At 65.8% G+C, this 19,955-nt stretch carries 18 protein-coding genes; 17 read left to right on the top strand and 1 reads right to left on the bottom strand.

Annotation, left to right across the window (positions count from 1 at the left end):
* The first annotated feature begins 7 nt into the window (after positions 1-7).
* The 6 genes from LK539_RS00835 (at position 8) to rlmD (ending at position 7,596) form a co-directional block, all read left to right on the top strand.
* On the top strand, positions 8-2,110 hold the full coding sequence (locus LK539_RS00835) for a tetratricopeptide repeat-containing protein (protein ID WP_227799014.1): 2,103 nt from the start codon (positions 8-10) through the stop codon (positions 2,108-2,110).
* A gap of 116 nt (positions 2,111-2,226) precedes the next feature.
* Entirely contained in the window at positions 2,227-2,961 is a 735-nt protein-coding gene (gene surE, locus LK539_RS00830) for a 5'/3'-nucleotidase SurE (protein WP_227799013.1), read from the top strand.
* Positions 2,958-3,845, top strand: a complete 888-nt coding sequence (locus LK539_RS00825; protein WP_227799012.1) for a protein-L-isoaspartate(D-aspartate) O-methyltransferase — start codon at positions 2,958-2,960, stop codon at positions 3,843-3,845. The genes surE and LK539_RS00825 overlap by 4 nt, the downstream gene beginning before the upstream one ends.
* A gap of 195 nt (positions 3,846-4,040) precedes the next feature.
* Positions 4,041-4,979 carry a peptidoglycan DD-metalloendopeptidase family protein gene (locus LK539_RS00820; RefSeq protein WP_227799011.1) on the top strand — a complete coding sequence of 313 codons (939 nt, stop codon included), beginning with the start codon at positions 4,041-4,043 and terminating at the stop codon, positions 4,977-4,979.
* A gap of 6 nt (positions 4,980-4,985) precedes the next feature.
* A complete protein-coding gene (rpoS, locus tag LK539_RS00815) occupies positions 4,986-5,978 on the top strand; it encodes an RNA polymerase sigma factor RpoS (RefSeq protein ID WP_227799010.1) in 993 nt (330 codons plus the stop codon).
* A gap of 232 nt (positions 5,979-6,210) precedes the next feature.
* Positions 6,211-7,596, top strand: a complete 1,386-nt coding sequence (gene rlmD / locus LK539_RS00810; RefSeq protein WP_227799009.1) for a 23S rRNA (uracil(1939)-C(5))-methyltransferase RlmD — start codon at positions 6,211-6,213, stop codon at positions 7,594-7,596.
* Positions 7,597-7,792: 196 nt separating this feature from the next.
* On the opposite strand, the gene LK539_RS00805 is transcribed toward rlmD, so the two are convergent.
* Positions 7,793-8,488 (bottom strand): Bax inhibitor-1/YccA family protein, encoded by a 696-nt coding sequence (locus LK539_RS00805; RefSeq protein ID WP_227799008.1) that lies wholly within the window; start codon positions 8,486-8,488, stop codon positions 7,793-7,795.
* Positions 8,489-8,730: 242 nt separating this feature from the next.
* Between LK539_RS00805 and ndk the strand changes: the two genes are divergently transcribed.
* The 11 genes from ndk (at position 8,731) to hflX (ending at position 19,953) form a co-directional block, all read left to right on the top strand.
* The gene (gene ndk / locus LK539_RS00800) at positions 8,731-9,156 is read left to right on the top strand and encodes a nucleoside-diphosphate kinase (RefSeq protein WP_027867147.1); all 426 of its coding nucleotides are present in this window, start codon (positions 8,731-8,733) and stop codon (positions 9,154-9,156) included.
* A 128-nt stretch (positions 9,157-9,284) separates the two neighbouring features.
* A complete protein-coding gene (gene rlmN, locus LK539_RS00795; RefSeq protein ID WP_227799007.1) occupies positions 9,285-10,454 on the top strand; it encodes a 23S rRNA (adenine(2503)-C(2))-methyltransferase RlmN in 1,170 nt (389 codons plus the stop codon).
* Positions 10,454-11,251: a type IV pilus biogenesis/stability protein PilW gene (pilW, locus tag LK539_RS00790; RefSeq protein ID WP_227799006.1), complete on the top strand. Its 798-nt coding sequence runs from the start codon at positions 10,454-10,456 to the stop codon at positions 11,249-11,251. The genes rlmN and pilW overlap by 1 nt, the downstream gene beginning before the upstream one ends.
* 10 nt (positions 11,252-11,261) lie before the next feature.
* Positions 11,262-12,284: a helix-turn-helix domain-containing protein gene (locus tag LK539_RS00785; protein WP_227799005.1), complete on the top strand. Its 1,023-nt coding sequence runs from the start codon at positions 11,262-11,264 to the stop codon at positions 12,282-12,284.
* Positions 12,285-12,299: 15 nt separating this feature from the next.
* The gene (gene ispG / locus LK539_RS00780) at positions 12,300-13,580 is read left to right on the top strand and encodes a flavodoxin-dependent (E)-4-hydroxy-3-methylbut-2-enyl-diphosphate synthase (RefSeq protein WP_307729072.1); all 1,281 of its coding nucleotides are present in this window, start codon (positions 12,300-12,302) and stop codon (positions 13,578-13,580) included.
* A 107-nt stretch (positions 13,581-13,687) separates the two neighbouring features.
* Positions 13,688-15,043: a histidine--tRNA ligase gene (gene hisS / locus LK539_RS00775; RefSeq protein WP_227799003.1), complete on the top strand. Its 1,356-nt coding sequence runs from the start codon at positions 13,688-13,690 to the stop codon at positions 15,041-15,043.
* Positions 15,044-15,091: 48 nt separating this feature from the next.
* Entirely contained in the window at positions 15,092-15,757 is a 666-nt protein-coding gene (locus LK539_RS00770) for a tetratricopeptide repeat protein (protein ID WP_227799002.1), read from the top strand.
* A gap of 74 nt (positions 15,758-15,831) precedes the next feature.
* Positions 15,832-17,004: an outer membrane protein assembly factor BamB gene (bamB, locus tag LK539_RS00765; RefSeq protein ID WP_227799001.1), complete on the top strand. Its 1,173-nt coding sequence runs from the start codon at positions 15,832-15,834 to the stop codon at positions 17,002-17,004.
* A 9-nt stretch (positions 17,005-17,013) separates the two neighbouring features.
* Complete coding sequence (der, locus tag LK539_RS00760; protein WP_227799000.1) at positions 17,014-18,357, top strand: ribosome biogenesis GTPase Der; 1,344 nt, start codon at positions 17,014-17,016, stop codon at positions 18,355-18,357.
* Positions 18,358-18,511: 154 nt separating this feature from the next.
* Positions 18,512-18,748 (top strand): RNA chaperone Hfq, encoded by a 237-nt coding sequence (hfq, locus tag LK539_RS00755; RefSeq protein WP_026354376.1) that lies wholly within the window; start codon positions 18,512-18,514, stop codon positions 18,746-18,748.
* A 32-nt stretch (positions 18,749-18,780) separates the two neighbouring features.
* Positions 18,781-19,953, top strand: coding sequence for a GTPase HflX (hflX, locus tag LK539_RS00750; RefSeq protein WP_227799760.1), 1,173 nt, complete (start codon positions 18,781-18,783; stop codon positions 19,951-19,953).
* Positions 19,954-19,955 lie beyond the last annotated feature (2 nt).

Genomic DNA, 19,955 nt, shown 5'->3' with positions numbered 1-19,955 from the left:
GAGTCACATGGACGAGAACCTCACGATGCTTCCGGCGCTGGACAGCCCCGGCAAGGTGACGACCTTCTATGCGTACGAAGGCGGCCCCGCCCGCAACGCCCTGCTGGCCGCGCTGGCGCTGCAGCTGGCCGCCGACCCGGCCGGGGCGCCGGTACTGGTGATCGACTGGGACCTCGAATCGCCTGCGCTGCACCATTACCTGGAACAGCCGCCTGGCCCCGACGACGCGGCGGCCGATCCGCCCGGCCTGGCCGAGTATGTTGCGGCGCTGCGCGAGGAGCTGCGGCGCTGCCGCGGCGGCATGCGCGCCGCTGCTTCCGACCTGCCTGCTGCCGACCTGCTTGCCGACATGGTGCTCGACGCGGTCGACTGGCGCGCCCACCTGCGGCGTGTCGACGGCCGCCGCCCGCTGTACCTGATGCGCGCCGGCCGCTTCGACGAGGGCTACGCCGAACGCGCCGCGGGCATCGACTGGGTCGCGCTGTTCGATGCCTGCCCGGCGCTGCTGCGCCGCTTCGCTGCCCGCATGGGGCGCCACTTCCTCCACGTGCTGGTGGCCAGCCGCGCCGGGCGTTCGGCGGCGGTGAGCGCCTGCACCACGCTGGTTCCCGACCGCCTGGTCGGCCTGTTCACGCCGGCCCCCGGCAGCCTCGAAGGCTTCGAGGGCGTGGTCAGGCGCGCCACCGAATACCGCTGCACCCACGAAGACGAACAGCGGCCCTTGCTCGTGTATCCGGTTGCCTGCGCCGCCGATGGCGCGCGCAGCGATCCGGGCCAGCGCTGGCGCCGCGGCGACGCGGCCCAGGGCATGGACGGCTACCAGGGACGCATTGAAGCCCTGCTGCGCGACACCTATGGGGTCAGGCTGCTGCACCTGGACAGCTGGTTCGACGAAGTCCAGCTGCCGCTGTGCGACGCCGCCGCCATCGCCGGACCCGGCGCGCTGGCGCGGCCGGCAACGTGCCTGCTGTCCTGGTTCGCGCGGGGCCACTTCCCGTGGCACTCGCCGCCCGAGTTCCGCCTGCGCACGGCGATCGCACTGGCGCGCATCCAAGAGGGCAGGGGCGCGGCCGTGGCGCTGGCGGGCCACCTGGCGCGCCTCGCCGCACTGTGCCGGAACGAGGGACGCGATATCGAGGCGTCCGAGCTGCTGGGCGAGTGCCTGGCGCTGCGGCGCCTGGCGCTGGGCGAAGACCATTCCGATACGCGCGCAGCCCTGCGCCTGCTGGCGGCGCTGCACCTGGCCGGCGGGCAGCTGGACGACGCGCGCCACGAATACGAGCAGCTGGCCCAGGCCTGCGCGCGCAGCGCCGGCGCGGAACACCCCGACACGCTGGCGGCACGCTCCGGCCTGGCGAGCGTGCTCGGACGGCTGCACGAGGGCGAACGCGCGCTGGCGCTGCACGAGCAGGTGGTGGCTACCTGCGAGCGGCTGTGGGGCGACGCCCATCCGGCCACACTCGACAGCGTCGAAGCCCTGGCCGCCACTTTGTCCGAACAGCACGAGAACGAGCGGGCGCGGGTGCTGTTCGACCGCGTGCTCGACGGCCGCCGCCGGCTGCAGGGCAACGAGCACGAGGACACGCTGCGCTGCGCCCAGCGGCTGGCCCAGCTGCTCGGCGAGATGGGCGAGCTTGGCAATGCACGGCGCCTGCTGGAAGGCGTGCTGCGCGCCCGCGAGCGCTACGACGGCGCCTTTGCCCTGCCGACCCTGCGTGCGCGCGAAGCCCTGGCCGAGATCCTGGCCGCGCAGGGCGACATGGCCGCCGTACGCAGCATCCAGGCGGCGCCGGCGCGCGTGCGCGAACCGGAGCTCGATGCCGGCCATCCGGCATTCGACAGCCTGCAGCACCAGTTCGCCCAGCTACAGGACCTGATCGACCGCGAAAGCCGGCACGAAGCCCGGGCCCTGGCCGACAAGCTGCACCACTCGGTGCAGTGGCGCACTGTGGCACATCCGCTACGCAAGCGCGCCGCCGCGATGATCGAGCAGGTCTACCTGCAGGAAGGGGACAAGGACGCGGCGCTGGCCTTCAATCGGAACCTTGTGTCGTCTCTGGAGGGAGCCCTGTTCCAGAGCGGGCATGACGGGCCGCCAATGTTGCGATAGAGGCAATTTAAAGACCCTAGCCGAGGCCATCTGTGGCGTAAAAAAATCGCCATCAGGAAACAAAAATCCCGCCATCGACGAGCGATCCGGGCGTTGCTTCAGGTAAAATCGCTGACATGCGAATTCTTATCAGTAACGACGATGGCTACCTGGCGCCTGGTATCAGTGCGCTGGCCGACGCCTTGTCCGCGATCGCGGACATCGTGGTGGTCGCTCCCGACAGCAACCGCTCGGGCGCGTCGAATTCGTTGACGCTCGACCGTCCGCTGACGGTCCAGAAAGCCGCAAATGGTTTCCATTTCGTCAATGGCACCCCGACCGACTGCGTGCACATCGCGCTGACCGCGATGGGCGACGCGCCGCCCGACCTGGTGGTATCCGGCATCAATAATGGCCAGAACATGGGGGACGACACCCTGTATTCGGGCACCGTCGCGGCGGCCACCGAGGCTTACCTGTTCGGCATTCCGGCGATCGCCTTCTCGCAGGTGAATGCGGGCTGGGCCCACGTCGACGCCGCGGCGAAGGTGGCGCGCGACATCGTCGAGCGCCGCTTCGACAAGCTCGACCTGCCGTTCCTGCTGAATGTGAACATCCCGAACCTGCCGTACGAGCAGATCGGGCCGCTGACGCCTTCGCGCCTCGGGCGCCGTCACCAGGCCGAGCCGGTGATCCGGTCGCTAGATCCACGCGGCCGCGAGATCTACTGGATCGGCGCGCCGGGCGCCTGCCGCGACGCGGGCGAGGGCACCGATTTCCACACCACCGCCCAGGGCAAGGTGTCGATCACGCCGCTGCAGATCGACCTGACCCACAAGGCGCAACTGGAGCTGCTGCGAGGGATCATATGAGCGACAAGCGCAGCACCTTCCCCTTGCCGCTGTCTTCGGTGACCGGCGGCGCGAACCGCAAGCCGGGTGCGCCGGCGCCGGTGGCGACGCCGCAGACCGCTACCCGCAACGCCAGCAATGCCGCCAGCACCGGCACGCGCGCCAGCTTCGCGCCGGCCGCCCCGGCGCCGTCGCCGCGCCCGCCCGGTTACGCCCAGGCCCACCAGCCGTCAAGCCCGGTGGCCCAGCGCTCCGAGCTGATGGCATCCGAAGCAGTGCGGCGCGCCATGGTGGCGCGCGTGGCGAAGCAGGGCGTCAAGGATGGCGTGGTGCTGGGCGCGATGGAAGCGGTGCCGCGCCACCTGTTCATCGAACCGGCCTTGTCGGCCCAGGCGTACATCGACGCCTCGCTGCCGATCGGGCACAACCAGACGATTTCGCAGCCCTACATCGTGGCGCGCATGATCGAAGCGATGCGCGCCTCGATCGCGCCCGGCGCGCAGCTGGGCCGGGTGCTGGAGATCGGCACCGGCTGCGGCTACCAGGCCGCGGTGCTGTCGTTTGTCGCGCGCGAGGTGTACTCGATCGAGCGCATCAAGCCGCTGCATGAGCTGGCCAAGACCAACTTGCGGCCGCTGAGGATTTCCAACCTGCGTTTGCAATACGGCGATGGTATGCTAGGCTTGCCGCAGGTTGCACCCTTCGACGGCATCATCCTGGCAGCTGCGGGGCTCGAAGTGCCGCGCGCCCTGCTCGAACAACTGGCCATCGGCGCGCACCTGGTCGCACCGGTTGGCGGCCAGGTCCAGCGCCTCGAGCGCATTACCCGCACCGGCAAGAGCGAGTGGGCCAGCGAAACGCTGGAAGCATGCCACTTCGTGCCGTTGCGTCCCGGTACCGTCTAACACAGCGCTTCGCGGCGAAATTCGCAGCGCGGCCGCCTGGTACCACTCCTGCCGGGTCAACGCTACAGGTTCCACCAGCGTTGAAGAGCCTGGTCCGACTGGCATGGCCGGCCCCCGGCCGGGATGTCCGGCGTGTTCCGCCCCTGCTGCGCCGGGGTGGTGCGCTACAGAACATGAATAGAAAACAGAAAGACAATGAACCAAGCACCCCATCTGCCCCGTCTTGCACTTCTTACTCTTGCCCTTGGCCTGCTGGCCGGCTGTAACTCCCTGACGCGCCAGGCGCCGGTCGTCGAGCGCACCACGCTGCCGACGGTCGAGCGTCCACGCCCGGCCGCGGCTGCGCGCGTCGAGGAACCGGAGAAAAAGGACGAGAAGGGCATGTACACCGTGCGCCGCGGCGACACTCTGCTGCGCATCGCACTGGACCATGGCCAGAACTACCGCGACCTGGTCGCCTGGAACAACCTGCGCGATCCGGACGACATCAAGGTCGGCCAGACCCTGCGCGTGGCGGCGCCGGAACGCGGCGAACGCACCGCCAACATGCAGACCCAGCCGGTCCCGATGCCGCCGCCAGCCGCCACGCCGCCGCGCAAGACTACGCCGCGCGCCGACAAGCAGCCGTACAACGAGAATGTCGCATCGCAGGAAGCGGGCGTCCGTCCGGATGCTCCACGTCCTGCCGCACCGGCCCCGGCTGCCGCTCCGGCGCCGAGTGCCCCGGCGCCGGCGCCGGCAGTCGCCGCTGCCGCCAACGACGAGGACAACAAGCTGAGCTGGATGTGGCCGGCCGATGGCCGCGTCGTCGCCACCTTCGACGAACGGAACAAGGGCATCGACATCGCCGGTCGTCCGGGCCAGCAGGTGGTTGCTGCGGGCGCCGGCAAGGTAATGTACGCTGGCAGCGGTATCCGGGGTTATGGTAACCTCGTCATCGTCAAGCACAACAACAGCTTGCTGTCGGCATACGCGCACAACCGCAAGATCGTCGTCAAGGAAGGCGATAACGTGGCCAAGGGCCAGATGATTGCGGAAATGGGCGATTCGGATGCCGATTCGGTGAAACTACATTTCGAGATCCGCCAACAGGGTAAACCCGTCGATCCGTCGAGGTTCCTGCCCGGTCGATAAGGACGTATGACGCAGCCGCCGCACTCGCTGGACCCGCAGGATACAGACGAGTTTCCGGACGAACCGGAAAACGGCGGCGCGGCTGCGGCCGACGGCGAGGACGTCCTCCGTGCCCCGGAGGTCGATTCGGTGGACGAGCTGCGCAAGGTCTTGCAGGCCGAGCTCGCCACCGACACCACCCAGCACTACCTGAACCAGATCGGCACCCGGCCGCTGCTCAGCGCGGCCGAGGAAGTCCAGGTCGCGACGCTCGCCAAGGCGGGCGACTTCGCGGCGCGCCAGAAGATGATCGAGCATAACCTGCGCCTGGTCGTCTCGATCGCCAAGCACTACATCAACCGCGGCGTCGTGCTGCTCGACCTGATCGAAGAGGGCAACATCGGCCTAATGCGGGCGATCGACAAGTTCGAGCCCGAGCGGGGATTCCGCTTTTCCACCTATGCCACCTGGTGGATCCGCCAGAGTATCGAGCGCGCCATCATGAACCAGGCGCGCACCGTGCGCCTGCCGGTGCACATGGTGCGCGAGCTGAACGGCGTCCTGCGCGCCAAGTACCACCTCGAAGCCCAGAAGCACGACGGCAAGGAAGCGTCCTGCGAAGACATCGCCAGCCTGGTCGGCCGGCCGGTGGAAGAGGTGCAGGACATCCTGGCGCTGTCCGAACACGCCGCCTCGCTCGACGCACCCCTCGACAACGACCCCGCCTCCAGCCTGATGGACATGCTGCCCGACGACGGCGAAGCCAGCCCCGACCTGCGCGCCGAGCAGCACGAAATGACCGCCCTGGTGCGCGACTGGCTGGCGCGCCTGCCCGACAAGCAGCGCCAGGTGGTGACGCGGCGCTTCGGGCTGGACAACGACGATCCGGCCACGCTGGAGACGCTCGCCGAAGAGATGGGCGTGACGCGGGAGCGGGTGCGGCAGATCCAGCAGGAGGCGCTGGTGAAGCTCAAGAGGGCGATGGCGGCGCGCGGGGTGGTTCGCGACTCGCTGTTGTAGGGTGGGCGGCTTGTCCGCCCACGCAGTGATAGTTGAAATCGAAATAGCCGAGCGGGCGCTTCACCGTGATTCGACCGCGTGGGCGGAAATCCGCCCACCCTACGGTAACCCCCCCCTTGTGGCGCCCACCCCATTTCCTTGCTATCATGCGCGCCGGGCCGCATGCGCCCATTTTTTATTTGCGAACTCCTCGCACAGTCGATCCTGTGCCCACTCCCTTTTGTCTACCACCATGCAAGAAACTTTCATCGACATCAAATCCCTGGATAAAGATGCGCGCGGCGTCGGCCATCTCGAGAACGAAGACGGCAGCCCGGGCAAGGTGATCTTCGTCGAAGGCGCGCTGCCGGGCGAGCGCGTCAGCTTTGAAACCCTGCGCAAGAAGAAGAACTGGGAGTCGGGCCGCATGGTCACGCTGCAGCGCGCCTCGTCGATGCGCGTGGAGCCGAAGTGCCAGCACTTCGGCTACTGCGGCGGCTGCTCGATGCAGCACCTGGAGCCTTCGGCCCAGGTCGCGATGAAGCAGCGCGTGTTGGAAGACGACCTGTGGCACCTCGGTAAAGTGAAGTCCGAGAACATCATGCGCCCGCTGTACGGCCCGACCTGGGACTACCGCTACCGCGCGCGCCTGTCGGTGCGCCACGTGGCCAAGAAGGGCGGGGTACTGGTGGGCTTCCACGAGCGCGCGTCCTCGTATGTGGCGGACATCACCTACTGCGAGATCCTGCCGGACCACGTCGCCCGCCTGATCGTGCCGCTGCGCGAATTCGTCGGCCAGCTGTCGATCTACAACCAGATGCCGCAGATCGAAGTCGCCATCGGCGAAGAAGTCACGGTGCTGGTGCTGCGCATCATGGCTCCCTTGACCCCGGCTGACGAAACCCTGGCGAAAGCCTTTGCCGACAAATGGGACATCCAGTGGTGGCTGCAACCGAAGGGCCCGGACACCGCCTACCCGTACTACCCGCTGGGCAAGGAGCTGTACTACACGTTGCCTGAATTCGGCATCAAGATGCCCTTCAAGCCGACCGACTTCACCCAGGTGAACCACCAGATCAACCGCGTGCTGGTCTCGAAGGCGCTGCGCCTGCTCGAGGTGCAGCCGGGCGAGCGCGTGGCCGACCTGTTCTGCGGCCTGGGCAACTTCACGCTGCCGCTGGCGACCCAGGCGCGCGAAGTGGTGGGTATCGAAGGCAGCACCGCGCTGACCACCCGTGCGCTGGAAAATGCCCAGGCCAATGGCCTGGCAAGCAAGACCTCGTTCTCGACCCGCAACCTGTTCGAAGTGACGAAGGAAGACCTGGTCGCGCTGGGCAAATTCGACCGCATGCTGGTCGACCCGCCGCGCGACGGCGCCATGGCCCTGTCGCTGGCGCTGGCCGACCTGCGCGAGACGCACGAGGAACTGATGCCGCAGCGGATCGTGTACGTGTCCTGCAGCCCGTCGACCCTGGCGCGCGACGCCGGCATCCTGGTGCACAAGGCCGGCTATGTGCTGAAGAAGGCGGGGGTGTGCAATATGTTCCCGCATACCTCGCATGTGGAGTCGATTGCGGTGTTCGAGCTGGGCGAGAAGCCTGCTTCGGCTGCTGCATACGAAGTGCCGGCCGAGGCGTAATTTACAAGTAACCGTAGGGTGGGCGGGTCTCCCGCCCACGCGGTGATAGTTGCCGGGTGAATGATTGTATTGGCTGAATTGCCGTGATTTGTCCGCGTGGGCGGGGAACCCGCCCACCCTACAGCCCGGAGCGACCGACCGCAGCAAATAAAAAAGCCGACCCGCAGGTCGGCTTTGTCATTGAAGCAAGGACGATTTAGTCGTCGCCGCCCACGATGCCCAGCAGGCGCAGCAGGCTGGTGAAGACGTTGTACACGTCCAGGTAGATCGCCAGGGTGGCGCTGATGTAGTTGGTCTCGCCGCCGTTGACGATGCGCTGCACGTCGTACAGGATGAAGGCCGAGAAGATGCCGATTGCCAGCATCGAGATCACGATGGTCAGTGCGGACATCTGCAGGAAGATGTTGGCCACGACTGCCAGCAGGAGCACGATGACGCCGGCGAACAGCCAGCTGCCCATGCCCGAGAAATCGCGCTTGGTCGTGGTGGCGATGCTGGCCATCACGGCGAACACGCAGGCGGTGCCGCCGAAGGCGGTCATGATCAGGGTGCCGCCGTTGCTGTAGCCGAGGGTGTGGCGCAGCAGCGGGGTCAGCATCAGGCCCATGAAGAAGGTGAAGCCGAGCAGGAAGGCAATGCCCAGTGCCGAGTGCTTGGTCTTCTCGATCGCGTACATGAAGCCGAACGCGATGGCCATGAAGATGATGAAGCCCATGAAGCCGCTGAGCATCGGCAGCTGCAGGCTGACGCCGATGAATGCGCCCAGCACGGTCGGGATCATCGACAGCGCCAGCAGCCAGTAGGTGTTGCGCAGGACGTTGTTGCGTGCGACCTGGCCCCGTCCGGCCTTGGTCAGGTCAATGGTGCTGCGGGGTTGCGAATTAGGGAACATGGTGCCTCCGGTTGGTGGATGAGCGTCACTGACAACTTACGATGACAGACTTATTGGTGCCTTAAGCAAAGCTGAAATCGGGACGATTTTGCTCTGCAACTCTACCACTTTGCTTGCCAGTGCCGCAATATCGGTTATATGAGGGATGTATGGTAAAATTAAAGGTTGATTGAGTTCAAAAATCAGTTGCAAGAAGCTCACGAAGTTCTTGAATTAAACCTTTCTTTTTATTGGAGTTTTACATGGCAATCGAACGCACCCTGTCGATCATCAAACCGGACGCAGTTGCAAAAAACGTGATCGGCCAAATCTATAGCCGCTTCGAAGGTGCAGGCCTGAAGGTCGTCGCTGCCCGCATGACCCAGCTGTCGCAAGCCGAAGCCGAAGGCTTCTACGCCGTGCACGCTGCACGTCCGTTCTTCAAGGATCTGGTCAACTTCATGATCTCGGGTCCGGTCATGATCCAGGTGCTCGAAGGCGAAGGCGCGATCCTGAAGAACCGCGACCTGATGGGCGCTACCGATCCGAAGAAAGCTGAAGCCGGCACCATCCGCGCCGACTTCGCCGATTCGATCGACGCCAACGCCGTCCACGGTTCGGACGCTGCTGAAACTGCTGCTGTGGAAATCGCCTACTTCTTCCCGGCACTGAACGTCTACTCGCGTTAATTAGTAGGGGGGAGCGCAAGTCCGGGCGCGCCCCGGTTGATTTCTCCCCCGGACTAATTTAAAGAGTAAACCACTCGCCCGCGGCCCAAGGCCGGCGCGAGTGGTTTCAGGAAATAAAGGAATTTGTTATGACGACTCTCACCAACCTGCTGGACTTCGATCCCGCGCAACTCGTTGCGTACTGCGCCGAGCTGGGTGAGAAACCGTTCCGCGCCAAGCAGCTCCAACGCTGGATCCACCAGTTCGGTGCGTCGAGCTTCGACGACATGACCGACCTGGCCAAGTCGCTGCGCGAAAAACTCAAGACCCGCGCCGAAGTCCGTGCGCCGGGCATCATCAGCGACCATACCTCGACGGACGGCACCCGCAAGTGGCTGGTCGACGTCGGCAATGGCAACGCCGTGGAAACCGTGTTCATCCCGGAAGAAAACCGCGGCACGCTGTGCATCTCGACCCAGGCCGGCTGCGCCGTCAACTGCCGCTTCTGCTCGACCGGCAAGCAGGGCTTCAACCGCAACCTCACCGTGGCCGAGATCATCGGCCAGCTGTGGATGGCCGAGTTCGAGCTGCGCCGCACCAAGGGCATCGAGCCGGGCCCGAAGGGCGAGCGCCAGATCACCAACGTGGTCATGATGGGCATGGGCGAGCCGCTGCTCAACTACGAGCCGACCGTCACCGCGCTCAAGATGATGCTGGACGATAACGCCTACGGCCTGTCGCGCCGCCGCGTGACCCTGTCGACCTCGGGCGTGGTCCCGAACATCGACAAGCTGTCCCAGGACGTGCCGGTGGCCCTGGCCGTGTCGCTGCACGCGTCGAACGACGCCCTGCGCGACATCCTGGTGCCGCTGAACAAGAAATACCCGCTGCGCGAACTGCTGGCCGCGTGCAAGCGCTACCTGGAATTCGCCCCGCGCGATTTCATCACCTTCGAATACTGCATGCTCGACGGCTTCAACGACAGCGACGAGCACGCCCGCGAGCTGATCGCGCTGGTGAACGACCCGGTGGTCGGCGTGAACTGCAAGTTCAACCTGATCCCGTTCAACCCGTTCCCGGAATCGGGCCTGACCCGTTCGAAGAACCCGCGCATCAAGGCCTTCGCCCAGGTGCTGATGGACGCCGGCATCGTCACCACCGTGCGCAAGACGCGCGGCGACGACATCGACGCCGCCTGCGGCCAGCTGGCCGGCGAGGTGCAGGACCGCACCCGTGTCGCCCAGCGCATGGAGAAGATGGCCGAGTACCAGAAGAAATTCGGCGCCGACTTCGGACGCATCGTGGAGATTCCTTCCTGATGGGCAGCGCCGCCGGTCGTGCAGCCTTCCTGTTCGCGCTGGCCCTGGTGGCCGGCTGCGCCAGCCATGGCAGCGGCAGCGGCGAACTGAAGACCGCGTCCGACGTGACGGCGGCGGAAAAGCGCGCCTCGATCCGCCTGCAGCTGGCGGTCGGCTACTACCAGAACGGCCAGTACGAAACAGCGCTGGACGAGGTCAAGCAAACGATCGCAATCGACGCCGGCAACGCCGAAGCCTACGGTCTGCGCGCCCTGATCTACACCGCCATGGGCCAGCTGCAGCTGGCCGACGAGAACTACCAGACCGCCCTGCGCCTCAAGCCGGGCAGTCCCGATTTGTCGAACAACTATGGCTCCTTCCTGTGCACCGCGCTGAACAAGCCGGCGCAGGCGATGCCGTATTTCGACGCGGCGCTGCGCAATCCCACTTACCAGACGCCCGTGAGCGCGCTGGTGAATGCCGGCGTGTGCGCGATCCGCAACAAAAATTGGCAGGCCGGCGAGCGCTACCTGCTCGAGGCCGTGCGTTACAACCCCGACCTGCAGGCCACGAATGCCGGCCTGGCACGGATCTACTACGAGCGGCGCGACTACCAGCGCGCCGGTTTTTTCATTAACCGCCTGATCGAGACTTCGAAACTCGACACGCTGCCGGCGGACGCGCTCTGGCTGGCCTTGCGTGTGCAGCGCAAGACGGGCAACCGGAGCAACGAAGCCAGCCTGGCCGCCCAGCTGCGGCGGCGTTTCCCCGGTTCGCCGGAGTACGCGGCTTTCGAGCGCGGCGCCTTTGATGAGTGAGACTGAACCCATGAACGAGCATGCAGACCAGCCGGCGACGCCGGGCAACGACGCCGGCCTTCCCGGCCAGACCCTGCAGTCCCAGCGCGAAGCGATGGGCTGGAGCGTGGAGCAGGTGGCCGACCAGCTGAAGCTGGCGCCGCGCCAGGTAGTGGCGCTGGAAGCCGGCGACTATGCTTCGTTGCCGAGCCCGGCCGTGACGCGCGGCTTCGTGCGCGCCTACGCCAAGCTCCTGAAGATCGATGCCGCCCCGCTGGTGGCCAAGATCGAGATGAACATGCCGCCGGAAGCCCAGGCCGGCGCGACCGCATCGATCCCGCGCCGCGAACAGCGTCCGGCCTCGTTCTCGCAGAGCCGCTTCCCGATCGGCGGCAAGCGCAACAAGGTGCCGGTCGGCCTGATCGCGGGCGCCGTGGCGGTGGTTGCCGCCGGTTTCGCACTTTGGCACTTCGGCCTGATCCCGGGCGGCCAGCAGCAGGGCACGACCGAGGGCGAAGTGCTCGAATCGCCGGTGGTCGCGCCAAGCGCGCCGAACGGCGCCGCACCCGCTGCCAACGACACCCTGCAGAACCCGTCGGTGCCGCTGATCTCGGTGCCGGCGCCGGCAGGCGAGGGCGCGACCGCGCCCGCCGCCGCGCCGACCACTGCGCCGGGCGTCGCGCCAGCGGTGACGCCTGGCGCTGCGCCGGCCGCCACGACCCCGGCCGCACCTGCAGCAACGACCCCGGCGGCACCGACCGCTACCCTGGCCGCACCGGTCACGGCTGCGCCGGCTGTTGCTCCTGCAGCACCGGCAGGCGGGAACGCGCTGGTGCTGAACGTGCGTGAAGACGCCTGGATCGGCGTGGTCGTCGGCGGCAAGCGCCTGTTGTGGCGCGAGGTCAAGGCCGGCTCGACCGAAACCTTCGACGTCACCGCACCGGGCGTGCTGACCGTCGGTAATCCGGGCGCCGTGACGGCGACCCTGCGTGGCGCCGCCGTCAGCCTCGAGCAGGCGCCGGGCAAGAAATTCGCGCAAGTCTCCTTGAAGTAAGCAATGGAACAGAACATGAACCAAGCCTGTCTCGGCGAACCGATTCCATCGGGCCCGCTGGCGCGCCGCAGCAGCCGGAAGGTAGCGGTGTCGCACGGCCAGCGCACCGTGTGGGTCGGCGGCGACGCGCCGGTGGTGGTGCAGTCGATGACCAATACCGACACGGCCGACGCGATCGGCACCGCGATCCAGGTGAAGGAATTGGCGCGCGCCGGTTCCGAAATCGTGCGCATCACCGTCGACACCCCGGCCGCCGCGGCCGCGGTGCCGGCGATCCGCGAACAGCTCGACCGCATGGAAATCGACACCCCGCTGGTGGGCGACTTCCACTACAACGGCCACCTGCTGCTGCGCGACTATCCGGAATGCGCGCAGGCGCTGTCGAAGTACCGCATCAACCCGGGCAACGTGGGGCAGGGCGCCAAGCGCGACACCCAGTTCGCCCAGATGATCGAGATCGCCGCGAAGTACGACAAGCCGGTGCGCATCGGCGTCAACTGGGGCTCGCTCGACCAGGCGCTGCTGGCGCGCATCATGGACGAGAATGCCGCCCGCGCTACCCCGTGGAGCGCGCAGGCCGTGATGTACGAAGCCTTGATCACCTCGGCGATCGAGAATGCCGTGCGCGCCGAAGAAGTCGGCCTGGCGCGCGACAAGATCATCCTGAGCTGCAAGGTGTCGGGCGTGCAGGACCTGATCGCGGTCTATCGCGAACTGGCGCGCCGCTGCGACTACCCGCTGCACCTGGGCCTGACCGAGGCCGGCATGGGCAGCAAGGGCATCGTCGCCTCGACCGCGGCGCTGTCGGTGCTGCTGCAGGAAGGCATCGGCGACACCATCCGTATCTCGCTCACCCCGGAACCGGGCGGCGACCGCACCAGGGAAGTCGTGGTCGGCCAGGAGATCCTGCAGACCATGGGCCTGCGCAAGTTCACCCCGATGGTGATCGCCTGCCCGGGCTGCGGCCGCACCACCTCGACCGTGTTCCAGGAGCTGGCGGACAACATCCAGACCTTCCTGCGCGAGCAGATGCCGGAGTGGAAGAAGACCTATCCGGGCGTGGAAGCGATGAACGTGGCCGTGATGGGCTGCATCGTGAACGGCCCGGGCGAATCGAAGCACGCGAACATCGGCATCAGCCTGCCGGGTACGGGCGAATCGCCGGCGGCGCCGGTGTTCGTCGACGGACAGAAGGTTGCCACGCTGCGCGGCGAGCGGATCGTGGATGAGTTCAAGACGATTGTGCTGAACTACGTGCAGAAGAACTACAGCCGCCAAGAGGCAGTGACAGAATAAATCCGTAGGGTGGGCGGGTTTCCCGCCCACGCGGTCAAGCGGCTCAAATACTGACTGACCGCGTGGGCAGGAGACCTGCCCACCCTACGAAGAAACGAGCTAACAATATGTCCAAACCAGAAAAAATCGTCGCCGTCAAAGGCATGAACGACATCCTCCCGCAAGACGCACCGATGTGGGAGCTGTTCGAGAACACCGCCGAGACCATCCTCAAGAGCTACGGCTACCAGAAGATCGTCACCCCGATCGTCGAGGACACCTCGCTGTTCGCGCGCGCCATTGGCGCCGTCACCGACATCGTCGAGAAGGAGATGTACTCCTTCGAAGACTCGATGAACGGCGACCAGCTGACCCTGCGTCCGGAAGGCACCGCGGGCGCCGTGCGCGCGGTCATCGAGCACAACCTCGTGTACGACGGCCCCAAGCGCCTGTGGTACAAGGGCCCGATGTTCCGTCACGAGCGTCCGCAGCGCGGCCGCTACCGCCAGTTCTTCCAGTTCGGCGCGGAAGCCGTGGGCTTCTCGGGTCCGGACATCGACGCGGAATTGATCATGCTGTGCCGCCGCCTGTGGGACGACCTCGGCCTGCAGAACGTGCGCCTCGAGCTGAACTCGATCGGCAACGCCGACGAGCGCCTGCGCCACCGCGCCGACCTGATCGCCTACCTGGAGAAGCACGAGGACATCCTCGACGCCGAGGCCAAGCGCCGCCTGCACAGCAACCCGCTGCGCATCCTGGACACCAAGAACCCGGCCATGCAGGAGATGGTCAACGGCGCGCCGAAGCTGCTGGATTACCTCGGCGAAGAATCGTTGGCGCACCTGAACGGCCTGAAGAACATCCTCGACCGCAATGCGGTGCAGTACACCATCAACCCGCGCCTGGTGCGCGGCCTGGACTACTACAACCGCACCGTGTTCGAATGGGTCACCGACGAGCTGGGCTCGCAGGGCACCATCTGCGCCGGCGGCCGTTATGATCCGCTGATCGAGCAGTTCGGCGGCAAGCCGACCCCGGCAGTCGGCTTTGCAATGGGCATGGAACGCATCATCGAGCTGATGAAGGGCCTGGGCGAGACCCAGGCGCCGAGCCAGTGCGACGTCTACCTCGTGCACCAGGGCGAAGAAGCGCAGCTGCAATCCTTCATCCTGGGCGAGCGCCTGCGGGATGCCGGCCTGGATGTTGTGTTACATTGCGCAACGCCGGCAGGCGCGGGCAGCTTCAAGAGCCAGATGAAGAAGGCCGACGGCAGCGGCGCCTCCTTCGCCGTGATCATCGGCGAGGACGAGATCGCGTCCGGCGAAGCCGTGGTGAAAGCCATGCGCGGCGAGGCCGGTGAGCAGCAGCAGTCCAAGGTCGCCTTCGAACAAGTGGTCGACTATGTGGTCGACCAGATCGTCGGCGGCGGCGAGCACGACTGCGATGACGAGAACTGCAACGAGCACGGCCATCACCGCCACTAAGATTTCCCGTAGCACCGATCCACCCTCACGATAACAACAGAGTAGAACATGGCATACGACCTCGAAGAACAGGAACAGATAGCGAACTTCAAGGCCTTCTGGGCCCGATTCGGCAACATCATCATGGGCGTGCTGATCGTCGCGCTGCTTTCCTACGCGGGCTACAACTTCTGGAATACCCACAAGCGCAACCAGACCGTCGAGGCTTCGGCCCTGTACGACGAGCTGCAGGCGGCGCTCGCCGCCAACGACAACGCCAAGACCCAGCGCATCGCCGGCGACATCCAGAACAAGTATGCGGGCACCACCTACGCGCAGATGGCTGCGCTGGGCGCGGCCAAGACCGCCTTCGAGGCGAATGACCTGAAGACCGCCAAGACCCAGCTGCAGTGGGCGGCGGACCACGGCAACGACGAGTACAAGGCCATCGCCAAGCTGCGCCTGGCCGGCGTGCTGCTGGACGAGAAATCCTACGACGCTGCCCTCAAGCTGCTGAACGATACCTATCCGGCCCAGTTCTCGGCCGAAGTGTCCGACCGCAAGGGCGACGTGCTGGTGGCGCAGAACAAGCTGGCCGAGGCGCGCCAGGCCTACGTCGCCGCGCTGGCCGCGATGCACAAGGAAAATCCGGGCCGCCAGCTGGTCCAGGTGAAGCTTGAAGCGATCGGCGGTACCGTGCCGGCCGAGGCAAAAGACGCGAAAGCGAACGCGTAAGATCCAAGATTGACTGGCCCGCGTGCGCCTGTCGGGCGGACGCGGGCCTTGCGTCCTCTAAAAGGTAAAAGAACATGCGTATTAGCAGCAAACTTGTTGGTGTTGGCGTACTGGCCCTGATGACGGGCTGCTCGAGCATTCCGCAGCTTTCTTCGCTCAGCTCCCTGAACCCGTTCTCGTCGAAGTCGAAGACCGATCAGCCGGCGCCGCTCGTCGAGCTGAAGGGCACGATGGCCGTGCGTACCGCCTGGAAGCTGGACATCGGCAAGGCCGGGTCTTACCAGTTCTCGCCGGCACTGGCCGGCAATACCGTGGTCGTGGCCGCCAGCGATGGCGACATCGCCCGCGTCGAGGCCGAGAGCGGCAAGCTGCTGTGGCGCACCAAGGCCGGCAGCCAGCTCTCGAGCGGCGTCGGTACCGACGGCAACCTGATCGTGGTCGGCGGGGCCAAGGGCACCGTGCTGGCCTTCGACATGGACGGCAAGAAGCTGTGGAGCACCCAGCTGTCGAGCGAGCTCCTGTCCTCGCCAGTGGTCGGGCAGGGCATCGTCGTCGCGCGCAGCCTGGACAACCGCATCGTCGGCCTGGACGCCAAGACCGGCGAAAAGAAATGGACGGTGCAGCGCACTTCGCCGGCCCTGACCCTGCGCACCGCGCCGGGCATGATCATCAATAACACCGACGTTGTCATCGCCCAGCCGGCCGGCCGCCTGTCGTCCTTCATCCTCGCCACCGGCGCGCCGCGCTGGGACGTGGAAGTGGGCGTGGCGCGCGGCGCCACCGAACTCGAGCGCGTGACCGACATCGGCGGCGCCCCGGTGCTGTTTGAGGGCGACGTCTGCGCCGTCTCCTACCAGGGCCGCGTGGCATGCTTCGACGCCGCCGCCGGTTCGGCCAAGTGGACGCGCGACCTGTCGTCGGAAGTCGGCGTCGCCGTCGACCAGCGCTTCGTCTTTGTGCCGGACGACAAGGGCGCCCTGTACGCCTTCAACCGCGACACCGGCTCGAACGCCTGGAAGAACGACAAGCTCGCCTTCCGCCGCCTGTCGACCCCTGTCTCCTACGGCCGCGCAGTGGCGGTGGGCGACTACCAGGGCTATGTCCACTTCCTGTCGCGCGAAGACGGCGCCTTCCTGGCGCGCGCCGCCACCGACGGCAGCCCGATCGTGGGCACCCCGCTGGTGGCTGGATCGCACCTGATTTTTCAAACACAAAATGGAACTGTGGCCGCCATCGCGGTCGAATAAAATAATTACATGAAGCCGGTAATCGCACTCGTTGGTCGCCCGAACGTCGGGAAGTCGACCCTTTTCAACCGCCTCACCCGTTCGCGGGACGCGCTGGTGGCCGACCTTCCTGGCCTGACCCGCGACCGCCACTATGGCGAAGGCCGGATCGGCGAACGGCCGTTCCTGGTCATCGACACCGGCGGTTTCGAACCGGTCGCCAAAGAGGGCATCATGCACGAGATGGCGCTGCAGACGCGCCAGGCGGTGGCCGAAGCCGACGTCGTCGTGTTCATCGTCGACGGCCGCCAGGGCCTGACCCCGCACGACAAGACCATCACCGATTACCTGCGCAAGCAGAACCGTAAGGTCATGCTTGTGGTCAACAAGTCCGAGGGCATGAAGTACACCTCGGTCACGGCCGACTTCTACGAGCTCGGCATGGGTGACCCCTACGTCATTTCCGCCGCCCACGGCGACGGCGTGCACGACCTCGTGATCGAGGCGCTCGATTTCGCGTTCGAGAACCGCGCCGAGAACGAGGAAGAGCTCGAGCATCCCGACCATGGCATCAAGATCGCCATCGTGGGCCGCCCGAACGTCGGCAAGTCGACCCTGATCAACACCCTGGTCGGCGAGCAGCGCGTGATCGCCTTCGACATGCCGGGCACCACCCGCGATTCGATCGAAGTGCCGTTCGAGCGCGACGGCAAGAAATACACCCTGATCGACACTGCCGGTATCCGCCGCCGCGGCAAGGTCTTCGAGGCCATCGAGAAGTTCTCGGTGGTCAAGACGATGCAGTCGATCTCGGACGCCAACGTGGTCGTGCTGCTGCTTGACGCCCAGCAAGACATTTCCGAGCAAGACGCCCACATCGCCGGCTTCATCCTGGAGTCGGGCAGGGCGCTGGTAGTGGCCGTCAACAAGTGGGACGGCCTGCAGTCGGACCAGCGCGACCAGGTCAAGACGGACCTCGACCGCAAGCTCGATTTCCTGTCCTTCGCCAAGACCCATTTCGTGTCGGCGCTGAAGGGCACCGGCATCAGCCAGCTGATGAAGTCGGTGGATTCGGCCTATGCGGCCGCGACCTCGAACCTGTCGACCCCGCGCCTGACGCGCGCCCTGCAGGAAGCGATCGAGAAGCAGGAGCCGAAGCGCAAGGGCAGCGTGCGTCCGAAGATGCGCTACGCCCACCAGGGCGGGCAGAATCCGCCGATCATCGTCATTCACGGCAATGCGCTGGAAGCCGTCAGCGACCCGTACAAGCGCTATCTGGAAAAGCATTTCCGCGATACGTTCAACCTGGTCGGCACCCCGGTGCGCATCGAATTCAAATCCGGCAAGAATCCTTTTGCCAAGGAGCAGAATTAGGCTTAGCAGTACGACAAAAAGTGGCGAAACAGGTTACAGTAGCTTAGGGCTGTCATTCGCCACCGCGGAATGTGGCCCGGGCACTTGAAAAAAGGCAAATAGCCTCAAACTCGCATCTACACCCACTGAACTACAACAACATTACGGAGCTGTTATGAGCAACAAAGGGCAACTGTTACAAGACCCATTCCTGAACGCATTGCGCAAGGAGCACGTCCCCGTCTCCATCTACCTGGTCAATGGCATCAAACTCCAGGGCCATATCGAATCCTTCGACCAGTACGTCGTCCTGCTTCGTAATACCGTGACCCAGATGGTCTACAAGCATGCCATTTCCACCGTCGTCCCGGCTCGTGCCGTCAACCTTAACCTCGACTCCGAAGCCGAGTAAGGCCGATGGCTGACGCCCCCGGCAACACCACCATGCGCGCAGCGCTGGTCGGCATCGATTTTGGTGCTGGCGATTTCAACGCCAGCCTGGAAGAGTTGTCGCTGCTTGCGCGCTCCGCCGGCGCCGAACCGATCACCACGATCACGGCCAAGCGCAGCAGTCCCGATCCCGCCCACTTCGTCGGCAGCGGCAAGGCCGACGAAATCAAGATGGCCTGCCAGGCCGACGGGATCGACATCGTCATCGTCAACCACGCCCTGTCGCCGGCCCAGCAGCGCAATCTCGAGCGCCGGCTGGAAGTGCGCGTGGTCGACCGCACCAGCCTGATCCTCGACATCTTCGCCCAGCGCGCCCAGAGCCACGAGGGCAAGCTGCAGGTGGAACTGGCCCAGCTGCAGCACCTGGCCACGCGCCTGATCCGCGGCTGGACCCACCTGGAACGACAGAAGGGTGGTATCGGCCTGCGCGGTCCTGGTGAAACCCAGCTCGAGACCGACCGCCGCCTGATCGGCGAGCGCGTCAAGCAGCTGCGCATCCGCCTCACCAAGCTGCGCAAGCAGCACGAGACCCAGCGCCGCCAGCGCGGGCGCAACCAGACATTCTCGGTGTCGCTGGTCGGTTATACCAACGCCGGCAAGTCGACCCTGTTCAACACCCTCACCAAGGCCGGCGTGTACGTCGCGAACCAGCTGTTCGCAACGCTCGACACCACCAGCCGCCGCCTCTACCTGGGCGACGAGGTGGGTTCGGTCGTCATTTCCGACACCGTCGGCTTCGTGCGCGAACTGCCGCACCAGCTGGTCGCGGCCTTCCGCGCCACGCTGGAAGAAACCATCCACGCCGACCTGCTGCTGCATGTGGTCGACGGCAATTCGCCGGTGCGCATGGAGCAGATCGAGCAGGTCAACGACGTCCTGCGCGAGATCGGCGCCGATCATGTGCCCCAGATCCTGGTCTGGAACAAGATCGATGCCGCCGGGCTCGAGCCTGGGGTCGAGCGTGATGAGTATGATAAGATCAGCCGCGTTTTCATCAGCGCCCACAGCGGGGCCGGGCTGGACCTGCTGCGCGACGCGATCGTCGAGTCGGCGCTGGCGGCGCGCGCACCTGAAAGCAGTCAGGATGGGGAGGAACCGGCGGTGGGCGGCTCCTTCGGCAATCCTGCGGACAATAACACAACAACTTCCCATCTCGGGCCACACTAGCC

Origin of the sequence: Massilia sp. IC2-476 (assembly GCF_020707295.1) — a bacterium.
GTDB lineage: Bacteria > Pseudomonadota > Gammaproteobacteria > Burkholderiales > Burkholderiaceae_D > Telluria.
This window is presented reverse-complemented; position numbering and strand designations above follow the sequence as displayed.